The following is a 19,570-nucleotide window of genomic DNA, read 5'->3' as shown; positions in this document are numbered from 1 at the left end:
ATGTAAATATGGTGGACTATGGACTACTGAATCTATTCAAAAGATAAATAAAAGAGGATGGCCATCACCACCCTCTACATACTTTTATTCATTTCTTCCTTCATCCCCATATGCTTCTTCTCAGTCTCAGACACAACCAAAGCACATGCCGCATCCCCAGTAATATTAACTGCCGTACGAGCCATATCTAATAAACGGTCGATTCCTAAAATCAAACCAATACCAGCAACAGGTAAACCTACAGAACTAAATACCATTGCTAATAAAATTAAACCTACACCAGGTACTCCAGCCGTACCGATACTTGCCAGCACAGCCGTTAATACAACCGTTACTAACTCCATAGTTGATAAATTTACACCATAAACCTGTGCAATAAAAATGGTGGCTACTCCTTGCATAATGGCTGTTCCATCCATATTTATGGTAGCTCCAAGGGGTTGAACAAAGCTGCTTATTGATTTAGGAATGTTCAACTCTTTTTGTGCTGTTTCCATTGAGACTGGTAATGTTGCATTACTACTGGAAGTACTAAATGCAACACTTATGGCAGGAGAAAACTTCTTAAAGAAAGAGAATGGGTTATATTTTGCTAAGAAAAATACAGCTGAACCATATGTGACGATAGAATGGATAATTAGCGCTAAAACGACGACAACCATGTATAATCCCATTGCTTTAATTGCCGATAGACCTTGACTTCCTACAGCTGTTGCAATTAAACCGAATGTTCCATAGGGTGCGAACTTCATGACAATGTTCACTAAATACATCATGAGGTTATTTCCCTGCTCCACTACAGTTAGCAAAGCTTCTGCTTTCTTTCCTAGCATAGCTATACCAAATCCAACAAAGATGGAAAACGCAATGATTTGGAGCATATTGCCTTCAGCAAAGGCTTGAATAGGGTTAGACGGGATGATGTTCAGTAATGTTTCTCCAGTAGATGGTGCTTCTTCTGCTTCAAACGAAGCTCCTTCTGTATCAAAGTTTCCTACATGGCCAGGCTGTATGATCATGGCAAGAGATAAACCAATAATTATCGCAAATGCTGTTGTCACTAAAAAGAAAGAAATCGTTTTAAAGCCAATTCTCCCAAGCTTTTTAGGATCACCTAAACCTGCAACACCGAGTGTAATGGAAAAAAAGACTATAGGTACAACGAGCATATTAATTAAATTTAAAAATATTTGTCCTAGTGGAGTAAATACATAGGTATCAAGGACTTTAAAAACATCAGGTGATACAATGTTTAAAACAAGACCTACTATGGCACCTGCTATTAAACCTATAATTATTTTAGTTGCCAGCCTCAAGCTAACCACCTCACTTTCTAAAATTTATGTTTTATTTCCCTTATTTATCATGATAAAAACCTATTTTTTTATTATATTTACACCGCTTGCTTTTCCAAAAACCTTTTGACAATTAAACTCCACCGTATGCTGAAATTTTGGTTGGCGAACCAAAAATATTTATCACTACGGTGGAGTTTTTAATACCTCACTGGAAGCTTTATAGAACCCTAGCTTAGGAGTTTCTCTTCGATAAAACAAAAAAAACGCCAAACAGGCGTTTCCCCATAAAATGTATTCGTTTTGCAGTGCTCATTATTAAGAAATGGCTTTATTTATCAATTAAGCGTTTGTAGATCCTAAATTAGTTATTTATATATTTTTCAAATATTGCACCAAAATCTTTCTCGTGGTATTTTTCACGCGCTGAAGTTAACCATTGAAAACCGAAATCCGTTATCCCTTTGTATGTAGCTGCTAAATTGTTATCATCTGTTCTGGCATTTTGTAACACCGAAACAGCTTTATCTAAACTTTGAGATGCAAAGTCTAAGATTATTCCATTTTCATAGGTAATTTCTGAGATTTGGAGGAGTGCTTTGTAAAGATCTTTTAATTGTTCGATTTGATCTTTTCTCACATCAATATCAATTTTTTCATTTCCAATATGAAATTTAATCTCGACATCCATATCGAGTTTTCCTGCTGTTTCAAGCATTACTCCTGATATTTTATGCTGAGAATATGGATAACGTTTTAATGTTCTTTTAGAGGAAGCAGCACTAGTACCATCCACATGGATAATCGCTAGATTTGTAAAGCAATATTCGTCCGCCTTTGTTTTTATTAGAAAGTAAATTTTCTCCTGATCTTCATGCATGACATAATCGTCAGCATCCGTTTTATCGTAGTCTGAAGGCTGAATTATTGTCCCAATATCAGATAAGCCTAACGCATCGGCAGCAATTTTTTTAAACATTTTTATCCCTTCCTCTCAAATTTGTTGAAGAACCTCCTAAATTATAACAACAAGGACTAGAAAATGAAACATTCTTACTGCTTTTTTGTTTCAATTTTCACTTCAGTAATGTTTATTTCAGTAAAGGCTTTTTATAACACGTTACTTACTTATTTGTTACCGAGTTGTTCCGCCAAGCCGATTAGAAGTCCTTCGATTCCACGAATGTAGCAGAGCCGATACGAGTCCTCGTACTGAACCACTTCGCCAACGAGTTGAGCACCATGCTTAGTGAGTCTGGATACCATTTCGTCAAGGTCATCAACGGTGAACATGACCCGTAGATAACCAAGGGAATTTACAGGAGCAGTCCGGTGATCTGATATAATAGGTGGGGTGAGAAATTTCGAAAGTTCAAGTCGGCTGTGGCCATCTGGGGTAACCATCATAGCAATCTCTACGCACTGAGAACCCAATCCGGTTACTCGACCAGCCCATTCACCTTCGACAGTGGCTCGCCCTTCGAGGTTCAAGCCAATCTCCTCAAAGAAAGAGATTGCGTTATCAAGAGATTCTACAACGATGCCTACATTGTCCATTCTTAGTAATTTGTTTTTTTCCATCGTTTTATCTCCTTATGTGTAATAATTTACCATCTGATTCATCTTCATAATAATTCTATTGAAAAGTTACTAATTCCTTCCAAACAAAAAAACACCGTGTAAATTGTAAATAAATCAATACGGTGTTTTTTTAATCCAATATATTTTTATTAGCTTCCCATTTTCCTACGTGTATTACTCGTTTTTTTAGCTTGCTGACTTTTCATCTTTTGATTTTTAGCTAATCCTTTGTTTGCCTGTTTTCCATTTTCTTGAGCTTGTTTTTTATTTGCAAGTTGTTGTTTCATTAACTCCTGTAAGCTAACCTTCTTTTTTTCTGTTGGTTGTGTATTTTGGTCGTTGTTATTTTCATGATTTGACATTGAGATATCTCCTTTATCGTTAAAAGTAATTTATAAGCTTTAACAAATACATTACAATCCATTATAATACAATCTTAATAAATAAACTAAGATCTATATATTTTTAAGCACTCTTAGATTGCTCTAACATCCATTTTTTCTTCGTTATTAAAACGCAAGGTTTCGCTACATTACTATAAACAGAAACAACCTCCCCATTTTCAATTTCCATAGCAGCAGTGTACCATTCTTTCAATGAAAAAAATTCTATGGAGGTATTGTTGAAAGTGAAAACCTTATTTTTACTATGATGAATCAGTTTACGGCCTGGTTTACATCTGAGAAGGAAATAGTCAGAGGTTTGGTGAAGTATTTCACCTTCCCATTCATAGTGAGGAATATCAGGGAATTTGAGAGCCTTAATTTTTAGCACTTTACTCAATTTTATCATCCTTCAAATAATAATTAATATCCTTAATATTTCTCCTAATCACTAAGAAGTTCCTTCTTTAATAAACATGTTGTTACTTCAAAGAGATATTTCCCATAAATTAATTTCCGCTTTCACATTATAAGTGAGCCCTTATCAGGAGCCTTATAATATGTAAAAAAGCGCACATCCTTTTACAAGAATTGCGCTCGATTATTGAGTATAACTATTTAGGTAATAATTATTTAATAATTGTGCGAAGAGCATATCTTTATAAGTATTAATCTATTGATGCTATTTTTTACACATGTAACAAATCACCAGAAAGGTAAACTTTGAAAATTGGTACTAAAGTAATCTATAATGGATTGATTCATTGAGGTATATTATAAATGCAAAGTTTCCAATCTAGAAGTGGATTGCTTTGTCCTACGTCATGAGTCGAGTATCTCGGCTCTTTTTTGGTTGATGTTTTATAAATGCGAAATGCGACATAGACGCTAAAGATGACACAAAAATAGAGTTTGAATCTGAGATATCAAAAAAATAACAGTTAATACTCACCTAATTATTGAAAAATAAATAACATTGAATTAAAATAATAAATCTCTAATAATAAAGAAGAATTTTTATATAGGATGATTATTAATGGAAATAAGTTCAATTAAAAATAGTGAATTATTTTCAATATACCTAAAGTATAAGAAACAATTAAAAATATATAAACAAAGAGAATCTTTTTATGATCTAAATAAAACAATAGAGATTAAAAAGTATCTATCAATCATTAAATGGGAAATGAAAAGGCGTGGATTAACCCCAAAAGCAGCAAAAGATTGTGCGGTCTCATTTAGTGAAAAATAAAACTCCAGCACAGCCAATAGAGTTGGCTGCGAAGAAAACGCCCTCTAATCTGCAATAATGTCCTTTTCAATTTCTACTTATTTTTTAGGTCTAAGTGTTGTAAGTTGGAGTAGTTGGTAAAATACAAACAATAATCTTAGTAATTATGTGTCGCAATTTCCATCAATTCTTTAATTTCTAAAACTGAAATAAGCACTTTACGTTGTTCCAGATAAGCGCTTGTTCGTTGATGATCCTACTATACTATTTACACGATGAAAGGTCTGACTTTGTCCTTGGTGAAAGACCATCTTCCATTCATCCTCACTAAGTCTCCATATAGAGCTTCGTAAGGTGTAAGGAGAGATATCGAACATTCCACATAGGTCTACACAGATGTTTGAGGATAAAAATAAAAGCTAAGTATCAACTTTCGTTAAGTTTGACACTTAGCTTTTAAAATATCTAATTTATTATTTTATTTTACTCCATTAAAGCACTTATATTGTTGAAGAACATTATTTTCTTGTTCAACTAAACACCCGTTCGTTCAAAAAGGACTTTACTTTTTAAAAGTTAATTAGGTTAAATAAACTTTTCCCCAATTGGTGTAACTATTCCATCCATACTAATAGCATTTTTCTTTTTACGATATTCTTCTAAGTCTTTTTCACTTTTATTGGTAGCCCACTGTTGAAGAGTATCTCGTTCACCATTGTATGTATAAAATGGTACACTAAATCCACATGACGTTTTTACCGTTTCAATCTTTGCATGAATTATTTGGCGAGAACCAGGAAGGATGTCAAAGTGTTTAGCCATGTCCTTCCACTCTGGTGAGTCTGGTAAAACTACCTTACCTCTTCCGTATAGACGCAAAATCATCGGGGGACCTTCAAAAGCTAAGAACATAAATGTGATTCTACCGTTATCTGTTAAATGGGCACTTGTTTCGTTTCCACTACCAGTTAAATCTAAATAAGCGACCTCATTTGGTGAAAATAGCCTTAGTACGTCATGACCTTTTGGGGAAATATTAACATGTCCTTCTGCTGATAGTGGTGCTGATCCAACGAAAAAAATCCGTTGTTTTCTTATAAATTCTTCATGTTTTGGAAGTATTGAAGAAAAAACTTTTCCCATAATAAATACTCCTCCTCGCCTCACCTAATGCAAAAATAAAAAGCCTAATACCACACATAATTCTTCAAATCTATAACGTATAAATAGATATATATTCTATACAGAAGAATTTACTCCTTCTTAAATAAACCTACCGTAAAGTGTAATTCTTTACAATCTCTAACCTATATCAACCTTGATCTTCGACAATCTGGTCCTTAACATGGAAAAGCACTTACCTTTATTCAAGATAAGCTCCCGATAATTGAATAAACTTTCTACGTAAATTTATTTTTCATTCTTCTTTCTATAAAGAAGATACCGAAAGTTATCATTAGAAATAGAACTAAAAGACCAACTGTTAAACCTAAAAAATTAAATTTGTCTTCTGCGTATGTGTACTTCATTTTATTCCTCCAAACACGCTGGAAGATACAATTTCTATAAACATAATTTAATTTCCTTCATCTTTCACCACTTACTTTATTGGCCATAATAAAAAAAAGCTGTTTGAATAGCTCACAGATTCTTCACTTATGCACCCTTAACTAAAATAAGCGTCTTTCCTTGTTCCAGAAATGCGCACTTTTGTTTAAGATCGCTCATACACTATTTAAGCGAACTACGAAATAATTTTGCTTATTATCGTTCTCTTTTATTAGTTAATGATTATCCAAAACTCCTTAAGGTGATAATGTATTATGCATTAAACTTGTTGGAGGATTGTATATGGCTACTACGTTAAGTTGGTTTTTATTCATTGCACCATGGTTCTTATTAATTCCACTAAATCCATTGCGATTACGAAGATTTGCATCAGTATCACTTTTCATTGTTATGCTAAGTACAATTATTTTTCAAATAGCCAAAAACTTTGATTGGTGGTCTGTTACAAACAATTTATTCTTTTTGACAGATGTTTCATCATTTACATATGGTTTTCTACCGGTTACTACTCTTCTTGTGTTTTATTTTACATATCCAAACCCTTGGGTATTTTTTACCTCGAATATATTGATAGATGCTATACAAGCTTTTATTATTAGTCCGTTTATATTTGAAAAAATAGGACTATATCAAATGAAAAGTATGAATAACCTAGGACTTTTTCTTTTAATTATCAGCCTAACTCCAATAATATTTGGATATTAAAAATGGTATAATAAGGTGTTTAGTAAAGAATTCAAATCTAATTAAAATACCTGATTAAACAGCAAAGAAATTTTTGCTGTTTTTCTCCCGTTCACAACTCGCTATTTCCATCAATTGATTATTTCAGTTCGTTGGAAGATTTGGAGCCCTGACTCAGCAGCCACTTAACCAAAGGGGTGGAGGCACTTCTTTGCGCTGCATCCAATGGGGTCAAGCCATCCCAATCAGAAATCCAGTTAAGATCGGCACCTTGGTCTAAAAGGTAATCTGCAGCATTTGTCTGTCCTCCATGGCAAGCACACCAGAATGCTACGTTAACCTTATCCTGGCATGAAGTGCATTTTGCTCCCCAAGGATATCGCTCCGAAAGTGTGGAACCGGAGAAGTAGGCCTCTATAGCATCCATATATCCTAGCGCAGCAGCATGCCAGAGTGCAATCTGCGCTCCACGTTCAACCAGCCTATGAGCCGCCTGCCACTGCCCGAATGCCACCGCATCATCTAACGGAGTGCCACCTGCGATAACTGCTCCGGGAGCCTCAATGTCTGCACCTGCATCGAGAAGAGCGTCAAGCACTTCGATGTCGTCACTGCTCGCAGCCCAATGAAGTGGCGTCTCGGTGTGTGGACCGGTAAATCGAGCGTTCACATCAGCACCGGCATCGATCAAAACGTTCACTGTCGTCGTACCATTAGGGAAATGACCAGGCCAGTCGGTCACAACATGTAGAAGTGTACGAGACATTCCCAAGTTATTACACTTGTTATCATAGTCTCTTCCGATAATTCTGGTCTTGGCCAGACCTGGATTTTCAGCAAGCTGTCGCTTCAATAATAGGACATCACCTGTATGGATCGCCTTGACCACTTCGACGGATTGCGCCTCATCATTGAAAATAAAGTCCATGTTTGTCTCTCCCTCGGAATATATTAATAAACATAGCTGCCTGATTACATATACCAATTATTTCAAAAACATATTATTTACTCAATAATTTATTACATAAGAAGAACACATTTCTTACTCCAGATATGCGCCCTTTGATGGAACAACTAACATCTATATCACCTTAAATACAGAACTCCATGTAAAATAAAGTTAGATTAAAATGGTGTTTCTTGTTCTACTAAGTGATTTTTTCAAGGAGCATTATTCAGCATACTTTTTTCCTTCGTTTCATACCTATTTAATTTTTACTATTATTTTCCCTTTAGCCCTGCCAGACTTCGCATATTCCATCGCTTTTTGTGCATCTTCAAAAGGGAAAACTCTATCAATTACAGGCTTGATTTTACCAGCCTCAATAAAGTTTGCGATTATACGTAATTGCTCTCCACTTGGCTTCATAAACAAAAATGTATATTCCACATTATGCTTTTTTTCAAGCGCAGTAAGTTTATGGCTTGCTGCTGAAAACAACAACGTTTTAAAAAATCCGGACCCATATTCTTTACCAAAACGAGCATTCGGTATTCCTGAAACAGAAACAATTTTTCCTCCGCTTTTTATCACTTCGAATGATTTTTCGAGTGTCTCGCCTCCAAGTGTATCAAATACGGCATCATAGTTTTTTAGTATCTCTTCAAATTTTTCTGTCTTGTAATTGATTATTTCATCTGCACCAAGAGATTTTACTAAATTCGCACCAGCCTCACTGGCAGTCGTTGCTACAAAAGCACCCATTAATTTGGCCAATTGAATAGCAAAGGTACCGACACCACCAGCCCCAGCTTGAATTAAAATCTTTTGTCCCTTTTGTAATTGCAAAATGTCTGTTAGGGCTTGATAGGTGGTTAACCCCACTAGTGGAATTGATGCTGCTTCTTCAAAGCTCAAATTTTTAGGCTTTAAGGCGACGTCATCTTCATGAATAGCAATATATTCAGCAAAAGTACCGATTTTACTCTTACGTGGACGTGCATATATTTCGTCACCAACTTTAAAACGAGTCACTTTTACGCCAACCTTTGCAACAACACCAGAAAAGTCATTCCCTAAGATAAGAGGCATTTTATATTTAACTAACAATTTCACTTTTCCATCTCGTATCTTAAAATCAACAGGATTAATACTAGCTGTATGAATTTCTGCGAGTACCTCATATTCACCAATTTCAGGTGTAGGCATATCTGCCAAACGCATTGGAACTTTCCCATACTTATCAATAGCCATTGCTTTCATTGCTTATCCCTCCAAAATTGCATCATTTGAATAAAAGTTCTGCATGAACTGATCAATATCCAACACAAGGGTTCTTAATAAACCTAATTCTGTACGTACATTAATATAGTAAAAGTTTTTAGTTCCTTCTTTACGCATTAAAATAATACCGGCATCTCGTAAAACCTTTAGATGATGGGACACAGCAGGTCGAGAAAGATGTGTTTGTTCAGTGATTTCCCCCACACGCAACCCTGTTTGACAATCCGTCCCCATTAGAACTAACAAAATCGATTGACGTGTTTCATCACCAATTGCCAATAGTACTTTTTGACAATTAATAAAATCCTCTTTGATCCTATTTAGTTGGTCCTGTTTATTCATACAGTAAAATACCTCCAAAATTCAGTTTAATGGTTTAAGTTGATAAACGATATCACTGAATACAACAATATAAGATTGTTATGTAAGGTGCAATATTGAGAAAGCAAATCGAGACGAATACATCTTAAATTGAAAGCATCATTAACTTTTAATGTTCAGCAACTTAAAATCGGGGACTATGTTTGATGAATGCTCTATGTAATAAAGCAAATTTAGTATGCCAATTGATCCATTAAATAAAATAAACGCTAGATAAGTAATCTAGGTGTCTTTTTTTAAAAAAAGCCCTGAATCGTATTGTCAATTTATTAAGATTCAGGGGGTATTTCTTTTACTTGTCTATTTTATTCACTGTTACCTCATTAAATGGCCATTAACATGAAAAAGCACTTACCTATATTTTAGATAAGCGCCCTTTAATGGAATAACTGAAAAACTTCTATTAGTTGCTACATCAATATAGATAAATTACTTACTTACTTTTAAAAGAAACTGATCGATACGCTCTTTTTGCCGTAAGTGGTGCCGGAAATGCATTTCGATTAGCTGAAAATATTCCTCTGCATTTAAATATCCCATTCTCCGGTGCTGAACTTTCTGGCTGACCGGAATGTCAGAGAGCTTTCTTTCTGTCTCTCGCATTTTCTCAATGATTTGAAGCAGTCCTTCCTTTACTTCTTCTTTTCCTTTAGGATTTGGCGGTGTGAAATCCGGTGTATCCGGACCTTTTACTCTGATTGAAGGAAACGTTCCTTCTTTGAAAATCGATTCGCCTATTTCTGTTTTTTTACCGCCATCGGAAGCAGTGTCATTAGCACATTGCTCAATAGCTTTCAAATGAAGATAATGAGTGCCCTTTATTAAATGATTGTACATTTGTCCTAATGACCATTCATCCTCAGAAGGCTTCCTCGTAAACTCATCTAGCGAATATTTACTTAATTCTTCAATATAGTATGTAGCCACCTGTTCGAACTGCTTCAATATCTCTTTTGTATCCAATAGATCTCCCTCTTTCTTTATAATTTTCTTCCTCCATAATGTTGAGTAACGTCCAATGTTAAACTAAATAACATCTTCTGAGTTATCTTCGATTCACTTACAAATAATCCCTCTTTTTTTCTGAAAAATGGCCCTTTAAATGTAAAAGAGCCTACCCCTTGTATTCAAGGATAGCGCCCGATAGTTGATATTACTGCAAACAAAAAGCTACTCAAAATGTATCCATGTTCATGATAAGCGCCCTAGAATTGAATTAAGTAAACAAATGAAAATTACAATTTCTTTTTAATCAAATTTATAAAGCAGTAAATTTGCGTAATTACAAAAGAAAGCAGAATAACAATTATAGTTCCAAATGTGTAAACTGCATCCTCTGCAGGATCTCCTCCTCCAAAGAATACAGAGCCAAAAATAAAAAAGAGAACTACGCTTACCATTACAGTTAAAAAGAAAATGCTAATATACCTCCCCATAAACTCTCCCCTTTTAAGATAATTTGATTTGTTAATAACGGTAGCTCTATATTTTTATTCTATAATTAGGGGTAATTCAAATCACGCACTTACTCAAGAAGTGCGCCCGTTTGTGGAATATCCTTTTTATATTGAATAGTATCCTTGTACTGTGCAGTAAATGACTTTGTTTTATTAGTTTTTCTCCTTCAAGATAAGTATCCCCATTACTTTATGTATTTGTATCTTATCAAAGACTACTTTTCTTTGTAATTGTATTCAATACCCTATTAGAAGATAGCAAAGTTACCAGCTATTAATAAAACTGAATAAATGTCCATAACAAGAGGATATTATTTAATAATAATACCTATGGAGGATTACTAAATGAGAGAAGAAAAAAATCCAAGGCTAACCTCATCTGAGATTTCAGTGGTTTGGAGTAGCTTTCAAAACAACAGTTTTTCAATTTGTATATTGAAATATTTTTTAGCCAATGTTGATGATCCTGAAATAAAGTCAGTTTTACAATTTGCACTCGATATATCCATTCAAAATTTTAACTATAGTAAAGAAATACTACAAAATGATAACCAACCATTGCCAATAGGATTTACTGATGAGGATGTTAGTCCCAATGCCCCTCGCTTATTTTCCGATTCTTTGTATCTATATTATCTAAAAAATATGTCTAAAGTGGGTTTATCTATTTATGGCGTAGCCATAGCAACTAGTGCACATTCTGATGTCCGTACATTTCTAAGTCAAGCAATTCAAGTTTCAACCGATTTATATAATAAAACAGCAGAAACATTATTGTCAAAAGGATTATTTGTAAGACCACCTTATGTTACAACGCCCGATCATGTTGACTTTGTTGACAAAAAAAGTTATTTAGGCGGAATACTAAATTTAACTAACAATAATAGACCTTTAAATGTTATAGAAATTACTCATATAGAAGCGAATGTTGAAACGAACTCCTTAGGTAAAGCTCTTATGGCAGGTTTTGCTCAGGTTGCTAAGTCTAAAAAAGTTCGGAACTATTGTCTAGAAGGGAAGGAAATAGCAACAAAACATGTGCAAGTTTTTACAACTCTTTTAACAGATGATGACCTTCCATCACCAATGCCATGGGATTTGGAAGTAACCGATTCAACAGTATCACCATTTTCTGATAAATTAATTATGTTTCATACTTCTTTAATCATTTCATCAAGTATATCAAATTACGCTACCTCTTCAGCAGCTTCCTTAAGATCAGATATTGCAACTTCTTATGTTCGCCTAACAACAGAAGTTGCTCAATTTGCAAAAAATGGTGTCGAAATAATGATAAAAAAAGCTTGGTTAGAACAGCCTCCACAAATCCCAAACCATAAAGGGTTAGCAAAAGGATAATGTGTATACATTTATACTCTAGAAGAAAGATGATGCTTCTAAATGAACAACGATCAAAAAGAAAAGTTACTATGGTCAATAGCATTACCAGGATTTGCTCAACTCTTAAACCGAAAATATATAAAAGGGATTACCCTTATAATATTGGAGGTTATTGTGAATGTTAAATCGAACTTTAACCTAGCGATTATGTTTAGTTTTCATGGAGATATTTTAACTGCTATTGAAAAAACCAATTATCAATGGCTTATGTTTTATCCTTGCTTATACTTTTTTGCTATGTGGGATGCAATTAAAGATGCTAAAGGTAGAACTCCTCCCTTCAGCTTTCTGCCTTTTGTTACTGCTGCATATTTCGTAACGATAGGACTAATCTATTCTTCAAAGATTAAAATATTTGAAATTTTACTTGGACCAGTGTTTTCACCAATACTCTTTATGATACCAGGTTTTATTATAGCCTTTTTAATTTTTAAAATAATAAAACAAATTGCATAAAATAAATCGCCTTTTAAACACATCGTTAACAAAGGCGATTTTTCATTTGATTTATATGAAATGTCTCTTCTCAAACTCCATTGCTTTTTTAACTTACTGCACAGTATCTAGTCTACTACGCAAAATAAAGTTACTCCACAATCTGGCCGTTTGCGGAAGAAAAGAGATATGAATAGAGACCTTGTGTTTCATTCCTCAAGAAGTGTTAATACACTTTTCTCTTGTTCCTAATCTATTAAAAAAACACTATGTTTCCAACATTTTCAGGGATCTAAAACGTTTGGACTACTCAAATTCAGCTGTGTTTATAGGCTATTTACTATATCATTACTCTGAATTAGCAATAGGTACAAAAACCCCTCTAAAAACTCAAATAGCTGATCAATAATGATCAGCTATCTGTATACTAAAAGTTATTTACCTTGAGCCAATATACTCTCCGCCTGTTGTCTAAACTGTTTGGCTGCTTCCTCCGGCTTTAGAACTCCATATGCTATTTGATCAGCTGTGTTCTTTAATAGATTGATTACTTCTGCTGCTTTGGTTGGATCTGGGCCATTATATGGTGAACTATTTTCTCCTGCCCAAGCTACATAGTTGAATACTTGCTTTTGTGCAGGTGATAACAATGGTAATAATGCTTCCTGGACTTTTGGAGATCCTGGAACACCACGGTCACCAAGCATTAATTTATTTGCTTCAATATCGTTTGTTAAGAAATTAATGAATTTAGCGGCTTCCTCTTTATGTTTAGAGCTATTGGCAACTGACCAGAACAAGCCTGGTTTTAGGAATAGTCCTTGATCTGCATTTGGTCCCGGCAAGCCAACCATTTCAAGTGGACGGTTTGCAGCTTCTTGAATACCGATAAACTGGTTGGACCATTGAATTAGGCCGATCGATTGTTGTTTTACAACAGGATCATCTTCAAGCCCCTTCACTTGGGCACTTGCATCAGGTGATTGGACGGCTTTTGCTTTTACTAAATCAGCATACATTGAAAAGAAGTCTGTAAATAGTTTGTCATCTTCATATCCCAATGTTGTGCCATCTTCACTGTAAAGTCTCTTTCCATTTGTTCTTAAATAATAATTGAACGAAACATCAGGAGCGGTTCCTGGTCCATTTTCAAAAAGCAAACCAGCATCAGCTGCTTTTTTCGCCATGTCTTGATAATCATCCCAAGTCCAATCTTCTGAGATTTTATCTACACCAATTTTTTTGAGTTGTTCAGGATCATATTGGAAAGCAAGCGCGTTAACTCCACCGTTAAGCCCGTAATAGTTTTCACCGATTTTTCCTCCATCAAGAAAATCCTGACTGAGATCTGTTGTGTCAATTTCTTTTCCGAAGAATGGTTTTAAATCTGCTAATTGATTGTTGTTAGAATACTGTGTAATGTAAGAAAGATCCATTTGGATAATATCTGGAAGCTGATTAGCTGATGCTTGAGGCGCTAGCTTTTTCCAATAATCATCCCAGCTAGCGTATTCCGGTTGAATTTTTACGTTTGGATTTTGTTCTTCATACAATTCAATCATTTTTAGTGTGTAATCATGTCGTGGTTCAGAACCCCACCAAGCGATGCGAAGTGTGACTTTATCTTCTTTACTATCTTTTGAATCTGAACTAGATTTGCCTGTTGTACTACTACCGCTACATGCTGCCAGAGTGAATACCATCAATGCAGACAAAACGACCATCAACCACTTTTTCATTCTTCATCCCCCTTGTTCGTTTAAACCGTTTAAATTACTCCCAAATGTACATAAGCATTTAACTAGCATCACCTCCTTAACATTTTTAAAGCGCTCCCATTATTTTGCAAGGCTGTTTTCGCAGTGATTGTTGCTTTTAAATTACTATTTTTACTCTATAGCCATCCATGAAGCGCAAAAATCAGCGCTTCACCACAGAGAATGAAAATGATTATAAACCGTCAATACTGTTTCTACGGCTGGGAGAGGAAGGTCGATAAACTATGGTGCGTGAGAGCCCATTCTATAGTCTGACTCCAACGACCACGGTGCACCACTGACTGTCGCTCCTTTACGGGAAGCACACATGGTAGATTAATCCCATTCTGGTTGCTGCACCAGCCTCCAATAATTATTTGTGCCGTAGAAAGGATGTTTTTTATGGATGTAGTCATTGAAAAAGCATGTGGTATGGATGTTCACAAGGACAATATTACTGCATGTATTATGACACCAGAAGGAAAGGAGATTCAAACGTTTTCTACTAAAACTGTATTTCTATTACAGTTGGTTGACTGGATTAAACAGCATAATTGTACCCATGTTGCTATGGAGAGCACGAGTGTTTACTGGAAACCAATTGTGAATTTACTAGAGGCTGAAGATATTGAGTTTTTGGTTGTCAATGCCCAACATATGAAGGCAGTTCCAGGACGTAAAACAGATGTCAAAGATGCAGAATGGATTGCAAAACTTCTTCGTCATGGACTTTTAAAAGCCAGTTACATTCCAGATCGGAACCAACGGGAACTCCGTGAACTGGTTCGGTATCGTCGGAGTATCATTGAAGAACGTGCTAGACAACATAATCGCATACAAAAGGTGTTAGAGGGTGCAAACATTAAGCTAGGCTCTGTGGTTTCAGATGTTATGGGTGTTTCAGCTCGGGATATGCTTAACGCTATTGCCGATGGTGAAGACGATCCTGAAAAACTAGCAAACTTCGCTCGACGTACAATGAAAAAGAAGAAAGATGAATTGGAGCTCGCACTTAGAGGATATATCAATTCGCACCAACGTCTTATGTTGAAAACCATTTTAAAGCATATTGATTTTTTGACTGAGCAAATCGATATGTTAGATAAAGAAGTAGCTGTAAGAGTAAGTTCACATCAGGAAGATGTCGAACGACTAGACTCTATTCCTGGTATAGCTACAAGAATGGCTGAACAAATATTATCAGAAATAGGGACTGATGTTAAGAAACAATTTCCAAGTGCAGCTCATATGTGTTCCTGGGCAGGCTTAGTTCCTGGACAAAATGAAAGTGCTGGAAAAAGGAAATCAGCCAAAACTAAAAAAGGAAATAAGTATTTAAGGTCAGCATTAACAGAAGCAGCTCATTCAGTAAGAAGATCTAAAAACTATCTCGGTGAACTGTATAGACGTACAGCTTCACGAAAAGGCAGAAAACGAGCAGGAATAGTTGTGGCTCATGCCATATTGAGAATAGCTTATTACCTCTTAACTCGTAAAGAAATGTATGTAGACTTAGGCGAAGACTACTTTGATAAGCAGAGAGAGCAATCCATTGTACGACATTCCCTGCGGAGACTCGAAAGTCTAGGCTACACAGTTACATTACAAGAATCTGAAGCATCTTAATCAATCCAGTCCATTTTCTACAGTAGATCAACGGATTAGACGCACTCTCCTTATTTAAAAAATGAATGAGCTGCGTTTTATTAAGTATTGCCTTTTTTTATAAATTACAGAAGTTTATTTTCATGGTAGTGGAATGGATCGGAAGACACTCGACTCCTGCGGGAAGTAGAGGAAAGGCTGAGACCCCGGAGGCGAAGACGAGGAGCATTCCTGTTTATAATCCTAAAGGGTTCTTGCAAAATAAAAAGTCCTCTTGTAAGATGCTTGAGTATCAACTTCCCAATCGAAACTCAATCACCATACAGGAGGACATATGATGAATAGTAATACCAATCACAAAATTAATCAAGTTTCTGAAACTACTTTGGTCATTGGAATCGATATTGCCAAGCAGAAACACTTTGCATGTGCAATGGACGATCGTGGCCGTGTGTTAGAGAAATCATTTCCGTTCTTTCAATCAGATGCCGGTTTTGAACAGCTGGTTAAAAGAATCAAGTCTCTACAATCTCTCCATCAAAAATCAGAGGTTATAGTTGGATTTGAACCCACTGGGCACTATTGGATGAACTTAGCTGCATATCTGGTTGATCAGCAAATTCGATTTGTCTTGGTAAATCCTATGCACGGCAATAGAACGAAAGAATTAGATGATAACCTTCAAACCAAAAACGACCAAAAAGACGCTCGTGTTATCGCTAGCTTAATACGTGACGGACGGTTCACTTATTCTCGAATACTAACTGGAGTAGAAGCAGAACTTCGAAACGGAGCGAGCCTTCGGTCTAAATTACAAGAAGATATTACATCTATTAAAAACCGCATGATACGTTGGACAGATCTTTATTTCCCTGAGTTTCAGCACATATTCAAAAGTTTTGGGAAGAACGCTTGCGCTGTGCTTGAAATGACACCATTACCAATCGATTTTGATGGTAAAAGTGATAAAGAACTGATTCAGCTATACAAAAATGTAGAAGGACTACAATGTCTTTCTTTTTCTAAGATTCAAAAGTTAAAAATGCTAGCCACCAAGTCCATCGGACTTACAGAGGGATTAGAAATGGGACGATTTGAGATAAAAACATTGCTTTCTCAATTCAAGGCTCTTTCAAAACAACTAGAAGTTTTATCTTCAAGATTATCTGAACTCGCACAGCAATTGACAGACTACGAGTATATCTTATCTATTCCTGGTTTAGGTGAAAATACAGCAGTTGAATTACTCTCTGAGATTGGTTCCCTTAGCCATTATGAGCATCCACGCCAACTAATTAAATTAGCGGGACTCACACTTAGGGAAAACTCTTCAGGCAAACATAAAGGTCAAAAGAAAATCTCAAAAAGGGGTAGCAGAAAACTCAGAGCTATATTATACAGAGTTATTCTTCCTTTGATTCAACATAACATAGCATTTAAATCCCTTTACCAATACTACACAACTCGTACTGTTAATCCGCTGAAGAAGAAAGAAGCCATGGTTGTATTATGTGGGAAGTTACTTAAAATTCTACACGCTTTGTGTGTGAAACGTGTGCACTTTAATGCAAGTCTTATGATAAGAGACCTCCATTGCCTCCAAGAGGCAGCTTGAGCTACTTCTTAGTAGTTTGTGAAATCTAAACAAGAGGATGACACGGAGAAGCCGGCACAATATGAGCCATTAGACCAAGAGTCCCTCGAGGAGCATCGCCAGCCTCTGCCTTATGAATAGACCAAACGAAGGAATGTATGCGCTAGACGCCAAGAGACATGGGAGGGTTCGTCATCATAAGATTCGCAGAGATCCAATGTGCATCATATAAGCACTTTAGAGTTAATGATTTCCAATTAGCTCTAGCGAAGCGTAAGCTTCCCCTTACAGATTCTTGAACATTTAGAAAATCTTATTAAATAATTAAGGATAAAAAAATTTTATTAGCCAGGAAAGTGGCTTTAAAGGTTGATATTCCAACATTTCTAGAGGGAGGCTCAGCTTCCTCCCCGCGGAAAGCGAGTTTCTGGAGCGCAATGGAACGAACTAATCTCCACCTTTAACTGCATTAAAAACAACAAAGTATGCGAAAACAGCCTTTTATAAAGACAAAGACTCCCCTAAAGATCGTTCAGATTTTATCCTAATCATCTAACCTTTAACGGAGTTTTGTTTCTTCAAATTATGTCATCGATTGATATGCTAATAAATCATCTACTTTAATAGCTCGATTTTGTTTAACTGATTTCCAAACTGCTTCACCTGTCGTAACTGCATATGCCCCATCTTTACTTCCTGATAAAATCTTGTAAGGACGAAATGGGTCCACACCTAAAAAGATGTCCTCTTGCATGATTGGGTCTCCTCCGCCATGTCCACCTGCACGTTCAACGACATGGATTGTTTCCTTAGCTCCAAAGAGAGGATAATAATCAATAACTTGAGTAGGAGTTGGAAATGGCACTCTTGATGGAGCATGGTATTCCATCGTTTCAATTCTGCCCTTTGTTCCGTTTATCGCAAGTCTATAGCCTTCATATGGTAACGAGAAATTAATTGAATAGCTTAGTAAAGCTCCTTGGTCATATTTAACGGTTGCTGTGTACGTATCTTCTATTTCAATCGTTGAATCAAAGATGCATTGGTCTGTACGATAATTTGTGTAAGCATTTTTGCGTTTCATATCAGAGCTTATATGGTCATCTTGTACACTGGCACTGTTGCTTCTTGTATTCCATCTCATGTAATAAGAGCAATTTGGACTTACATCACAAGTAAAGCAATGACGTCCATCTTCCTGCTTTGGATTAAATGGACTTTCTTCACCATAATAGTTTCTGGCGCCGAAGGAAAAAACTTCCACAGGCTTCTGATCAAGCCACCAATTAACGAGATCAAAGTGGTGTGAGCTTTTATGAATGGAAAGTCCTCCTGATAGTTCTCTTTGACGGTTCCATCGTTGAAAATAACTTGAACCATGGTATGTGTCAATGTACCAGTTTAAATCAACGGACGTTATCTTCCCTAGCTTTCCTTCTAATATCATCTCTTTTATTTTCGTATGATATGGATTGTATCTATAATTAAAGGTAACCGTAACGGTTCCTTTACTTTTTTCTTCTGCATCCATAATTTTTCGGCAATCTGCTGCTGTTGTTGCCATTGGTTTCTCAGTAATAACATCTAAATCGTGCTCTAAAGCCTTTACAATATATTCCACATGTGTGTCATCTCTACTTGCAACGATAATTACATCTGGTCGTGTTTCTGTAATCATCTGTTCGAATTCCCCATTATGAAAGGTTGGGATCTCCATTGTTTCTGGAACTAAATTTCGACATACGTCAAATCGCTTATCATCATAATCAAGCATCCCTACCAAATGACAAGTTTCAGAGAATGTTTTAAATATAGGCTTAATGAACATATCTATAGCCCTATTACTAACACCACACACTGCAAACCTTTTCAACATAATTCCCCCTTAATATTCATAAAAGCATGTTTTATAGTCAGTAAGATTCATCCCTATTCATGTAATCGCTATCTTTTTAAGAAAAACTCAAGACTTT

20 protein-coding genes are annotated in these 19,570 nt (G+C 35.7%); 6 read left to right on the top strand and 14 right to left on the bottom strand.

Annotated elements, in window-relative coordinates:
* Positions 1 to 74 precede the first annotated feature (74 nt).
* The 5 genes from HWV59_RS25040 to HWV59_RS25020 form a co-directional block, all read right to left on the bottom strand.
* Positions 75 to 1,316 (bottom strand): dicarboxylate/amino acid:cation symporter, encoded by a 1,242-nt coding sequence (locus HWV59_RS25040; protein ID WP_175640667.1) that lies wholly within the window; start codon positions 1,314 to 1,316, stop codon positions 75 to 77.
* A 343-nt stretch (positions 1,317 to 1,659) separates the two neighbouring features.
* On the bottom strand, positions 1,660 to 2,274 hold the full coding sequence (locus tag HWV59_RS25035) for a PH domain-containing protein (RefSeq protein WP_175640666.1): 615 nt from the start codon (positions 2,272 to 2,274) through the stop codon (positions 1,660 to 1,662).
* 149 nt (positions 2,275 to 2,423) lie between these two features.
* Entirely contained in the window at positions 2,424 to 2,876 is a 453-nt protein-coding gene (locus HWV59_RS25030; protein WP_175640665.1) for a VOC family protein, read from the bottom strand.
* Positions 2,877 to 3,025: 149 nt separating this feature from the next.
* The gene (locus HWV59_RS25025) at positions 3,026 to 3,238 is read right to left on the bottom strand and encodes a hypothetical protein (RefSeq protein WP_175640664.1); all 213 of its coding nucleotides are present in this window, start codon (positions 3,236 to 3,238) and stop codon (positions 3,026 to 3,028) included.
* Positions 3,239 to 3,341: 103 nt separating this feature from the next.
* On the bottom strand, positions 3,342 to 3,659 hold the full coding sequence (locus HWV59_RS25020; RefSeq protein ID WP_175640663.1) for a hypothetical protein: 318 nt from the start codon (positions 3,657 to 3,659) through the stop codon (positions 3,342 to 3,344).
* A gap of 636 nt (positions 3,660 to 4,295) precedes the next feature.
* Between HWV59_RS25020 and HWV59_RS25015 the strand changes: the two genes are divergently transcribed.
* Positions 4,296 to 4,511 carry a hypothetical protein gene (locus HWV59_RS25015; RefSeq protein ID WP_175640662.1) on the top strand — a complete coding sequence of 72 codons (216 nt, stop codon included), beginning with the start codon at positions 4,296 to 4,298 and terminating at the stop codon, positions 4,509 to 4,511.
* A gap of 564 nt (positions 4,512 to 5,075) precedes the next feature.
* On the opposite strand, the gene HWV59_RS25010 is transcribed toward HWV59_RS25015, so the two are convergent.
* Together HWV59_RS25010 and HWV59_RS27345 are read right to left on the bottom strand one after the other, a co-directional pair.
* The gene (locus HWV59_RS25010; protein ID WP_175640661.1) at positions 5,076 to 5,633 is read right to left on the bottom strand and encodes a pyridoxamine 5'-phosphate oxidase family protein; all 558 of its coding nucleotides are present in this window, start codon (positions 5,631 to 5,633) and stop codon (positions 5,076 to 5,078) included.
* A gap of 257 nt (positions 5,634 to 5,890) precedes the next feature.
* On the bottom strand, positions 5,891 to 6,019 hold the full coding sequence (locus HWV59_RS27345; RefSeq protein WP_268921790.1) for a hypothetical protein: 129 nt from the start codon (positions 6,017 to 6,019) through the stop codon (positions 5,891 to 5,893).
* A gap of 322 nt (positions 6,020 to 6,341) precedes the next feature.
* On the opposite strand from HWV59_RS27345, the gene HWV59_RS25005 reads away from it, so the two are divergent.
* Positions 6,342 to 6,764 (top strand): hypothetical protein, encoded by a 423-nt coding sequence (locus HWV59_RS25005; protein WP_175640660.1) that lies wholly within the window; start codon positions 6,342 to 6,344, stop codon positions 6,762 to 6,764.
* 118 nt (positions 6,765 to 6,882) lie between these two features.
* Here the strand turns inward: HWV59_RS25005 and HWV59_RS25000 are convergent, their stop codons facing one another.
* The 5 genes from HWV59_RS25000 to HWV59_RS24980 all read right to left on the bottom strand — a co-directional run bounded on the left by HWV59_RS25000 (position 6,883) and on the right by HWV59_RS24980 (position 10,784).
* Positions 6,883 to 7,671 carry an ankyrin repeat domain-containing protein gene (locus HWV59_RS25000; RefSeq protein ID WP_175640659.1) on the bottom strand — a complete coding sequence of 263 codons (789 nt, stop codon included), beginning with the start codon at positions 7,669 to 7,671 and terminating at the stop codon, positions 6,883 to 6,885.
* A 276-nt stretch (positions 7,672 to 7,947) separates the two neighbouring features.
* On the bottom strand, positions 7,948 to 8,946 hold the full coding sequence (locus HWV59_RS24995; RefSeq protein ID WP_175640658.1) for an NADP-dependent oxidoreductase: 999 nt from the start codon (positions 8,944 to 8,946) through the stop codon (positions 7,948 to 7,950).
* A gap of 3 nt (positions 8,947 to 8,949) precedes the next feature.
* Positions 8,950 to 9,309, bottom strand: a complete 360-nt coding sequence (locus tag HWV59_RS24990) for an ArsR/SmtB family transcription factor (protein ID WP_175640657.1) — start codon at positions 9,307 to 9,309, stop codon at positions 8,950 to 8,952.
* A 468-nt stretch (positions 9,310 to 9,777) separates the two neighbouring features.
* On the bottom strand, positions 9,778 to 10,311 hold the full coding sequence (locus HWV59_RS24985) for a DinB family protein (RefSeq protein WP_175640656.1): 534 nt from the start codon (positions 10,309 to 10,311) through the stop codon (positions 9,778 to 9,780).
* 272 nt (positions 10,312 to 10,583) lie between these two features.
* Positions 10,584 to 10,784 (bottom strand): hypothetical protein, encoded by a 201-nt coding sequence (locus HWV59_RS24980; protein WP_175640655.1) that lies wholly within the window; start codon positions 10,782 to 10,784, stop codon positions 10,584 to 10,586.
* 366 nt (positions 10,785 to 11,150) lie between these two features.
* On the opposite strand from HWV59_RS24980, the gene HWV59_RS24975 reads away from it, so the two are divergent.
* Together HWV59_RS24975 and HWV59_RS24970 are read left to right on the top strand one after the other, a co-directional pair.
* Positions 11,151 to 12,164 carry a DUF3231 family protein gene (locus tag HWV59_RS24975; protein WP_175640654.1) on the top strand — a complete coding sequence of 338 codons (1,014 nt, stop codon included), beginning with the start codon at positions 11,151 to 11,153 and terminating at the stop codon, positions 12,162 to 12,164.
* 42 nt (positions 12,165 to 12,206) lie between these two features.
* Positions 12,207 to 12,662 carry a hypothetical protein gene (locus tag HWV59_RS24970; RefSeq protein WP_175640653.1) on the top strand — a complete coding sequence of 152 codons (456 nt, stop codon included), beginning with the start codon at positions 12,207 to 12,209 and terminating at the stop codon, positions 12,660 to 12,662.
* 413 nt (positions 12,663 to 13,075) lie between these two features.
* On the opposite strand, the gene HWV59_RS24965 is transcribed toward HWV59_RS24970, so the two are convergent.
* A complete protein-coding gene (locus HWV59_RS24965; protein WP_175640652.1) occupies positions 13,076 to 14,380 on the bottom strand; it encodes an ABC transporter substrate-binding protein in 1,305 nt (434 codons plus the stop codon).
* 420 nt (positions 14,381 to 14,800) lie between these two features.
* Here HWV59_RS24965 and HWV59_RS24960 point away from each other — a divergent pair, with 420 nt between their 5' ends.
* On the top strand, positions 14,801 to 16,024 hold the full coding sequence (locus HWV59_RS24960) for an IS110 family RNA-guided transposase (RefSeq protein WP_102233240.1): 1,224 nt from the start codon (positions 14,801 to 14,803) through the stop codon (positions 16,022 to 16,024).
* A gap of 316 nt (positions 16,025 to 16,340) precedes the next feature.
* A complete protein-coding gene (locus tag HWV59_RS24955) occupies positions 16,341 to 17,618 on the top strand; it encodes an IS110 family RNA-guided transposase (RefSeq protein ID WP_175640651.1) in 1,278 nt (425 codons plus the stop codon).
* 562 nt (positions 17,619 to 18,180) lie between these two features.
* On the opposite strand, the gene HWV59_RS24950 is transcribed toward HWV59_RS24955, so the two are convergent.
* On the bottom strand, positions 18,181 to 19,470 hold the full coding sequence (locus HWV59_RS24950; RefSeq protein WP_175640650.1) for a Gfo/Idh/MocA family protein: 1,290 nt from the start codon (positions 19,468 to 19,470) through the stop codon (positions 18,181 to 18,183).
* Positions 19,471 to 19,570: the final 100 nt, after the last annotated feature.

The sequence above is a fragment of the Metabacillus schmidteae genome, from assembly GCF_903166545.1.
Classification (GTDB): Bacteria; Bacillota; Bacilli; order Bacillales; family Bacillaceae; genus Metabacillus; species Metabacillus schmidteae.
Note: the sequence above shows the minus strand (reverse complement) of the source record. Positions and strands in the feature narration are given on the sequence as shown.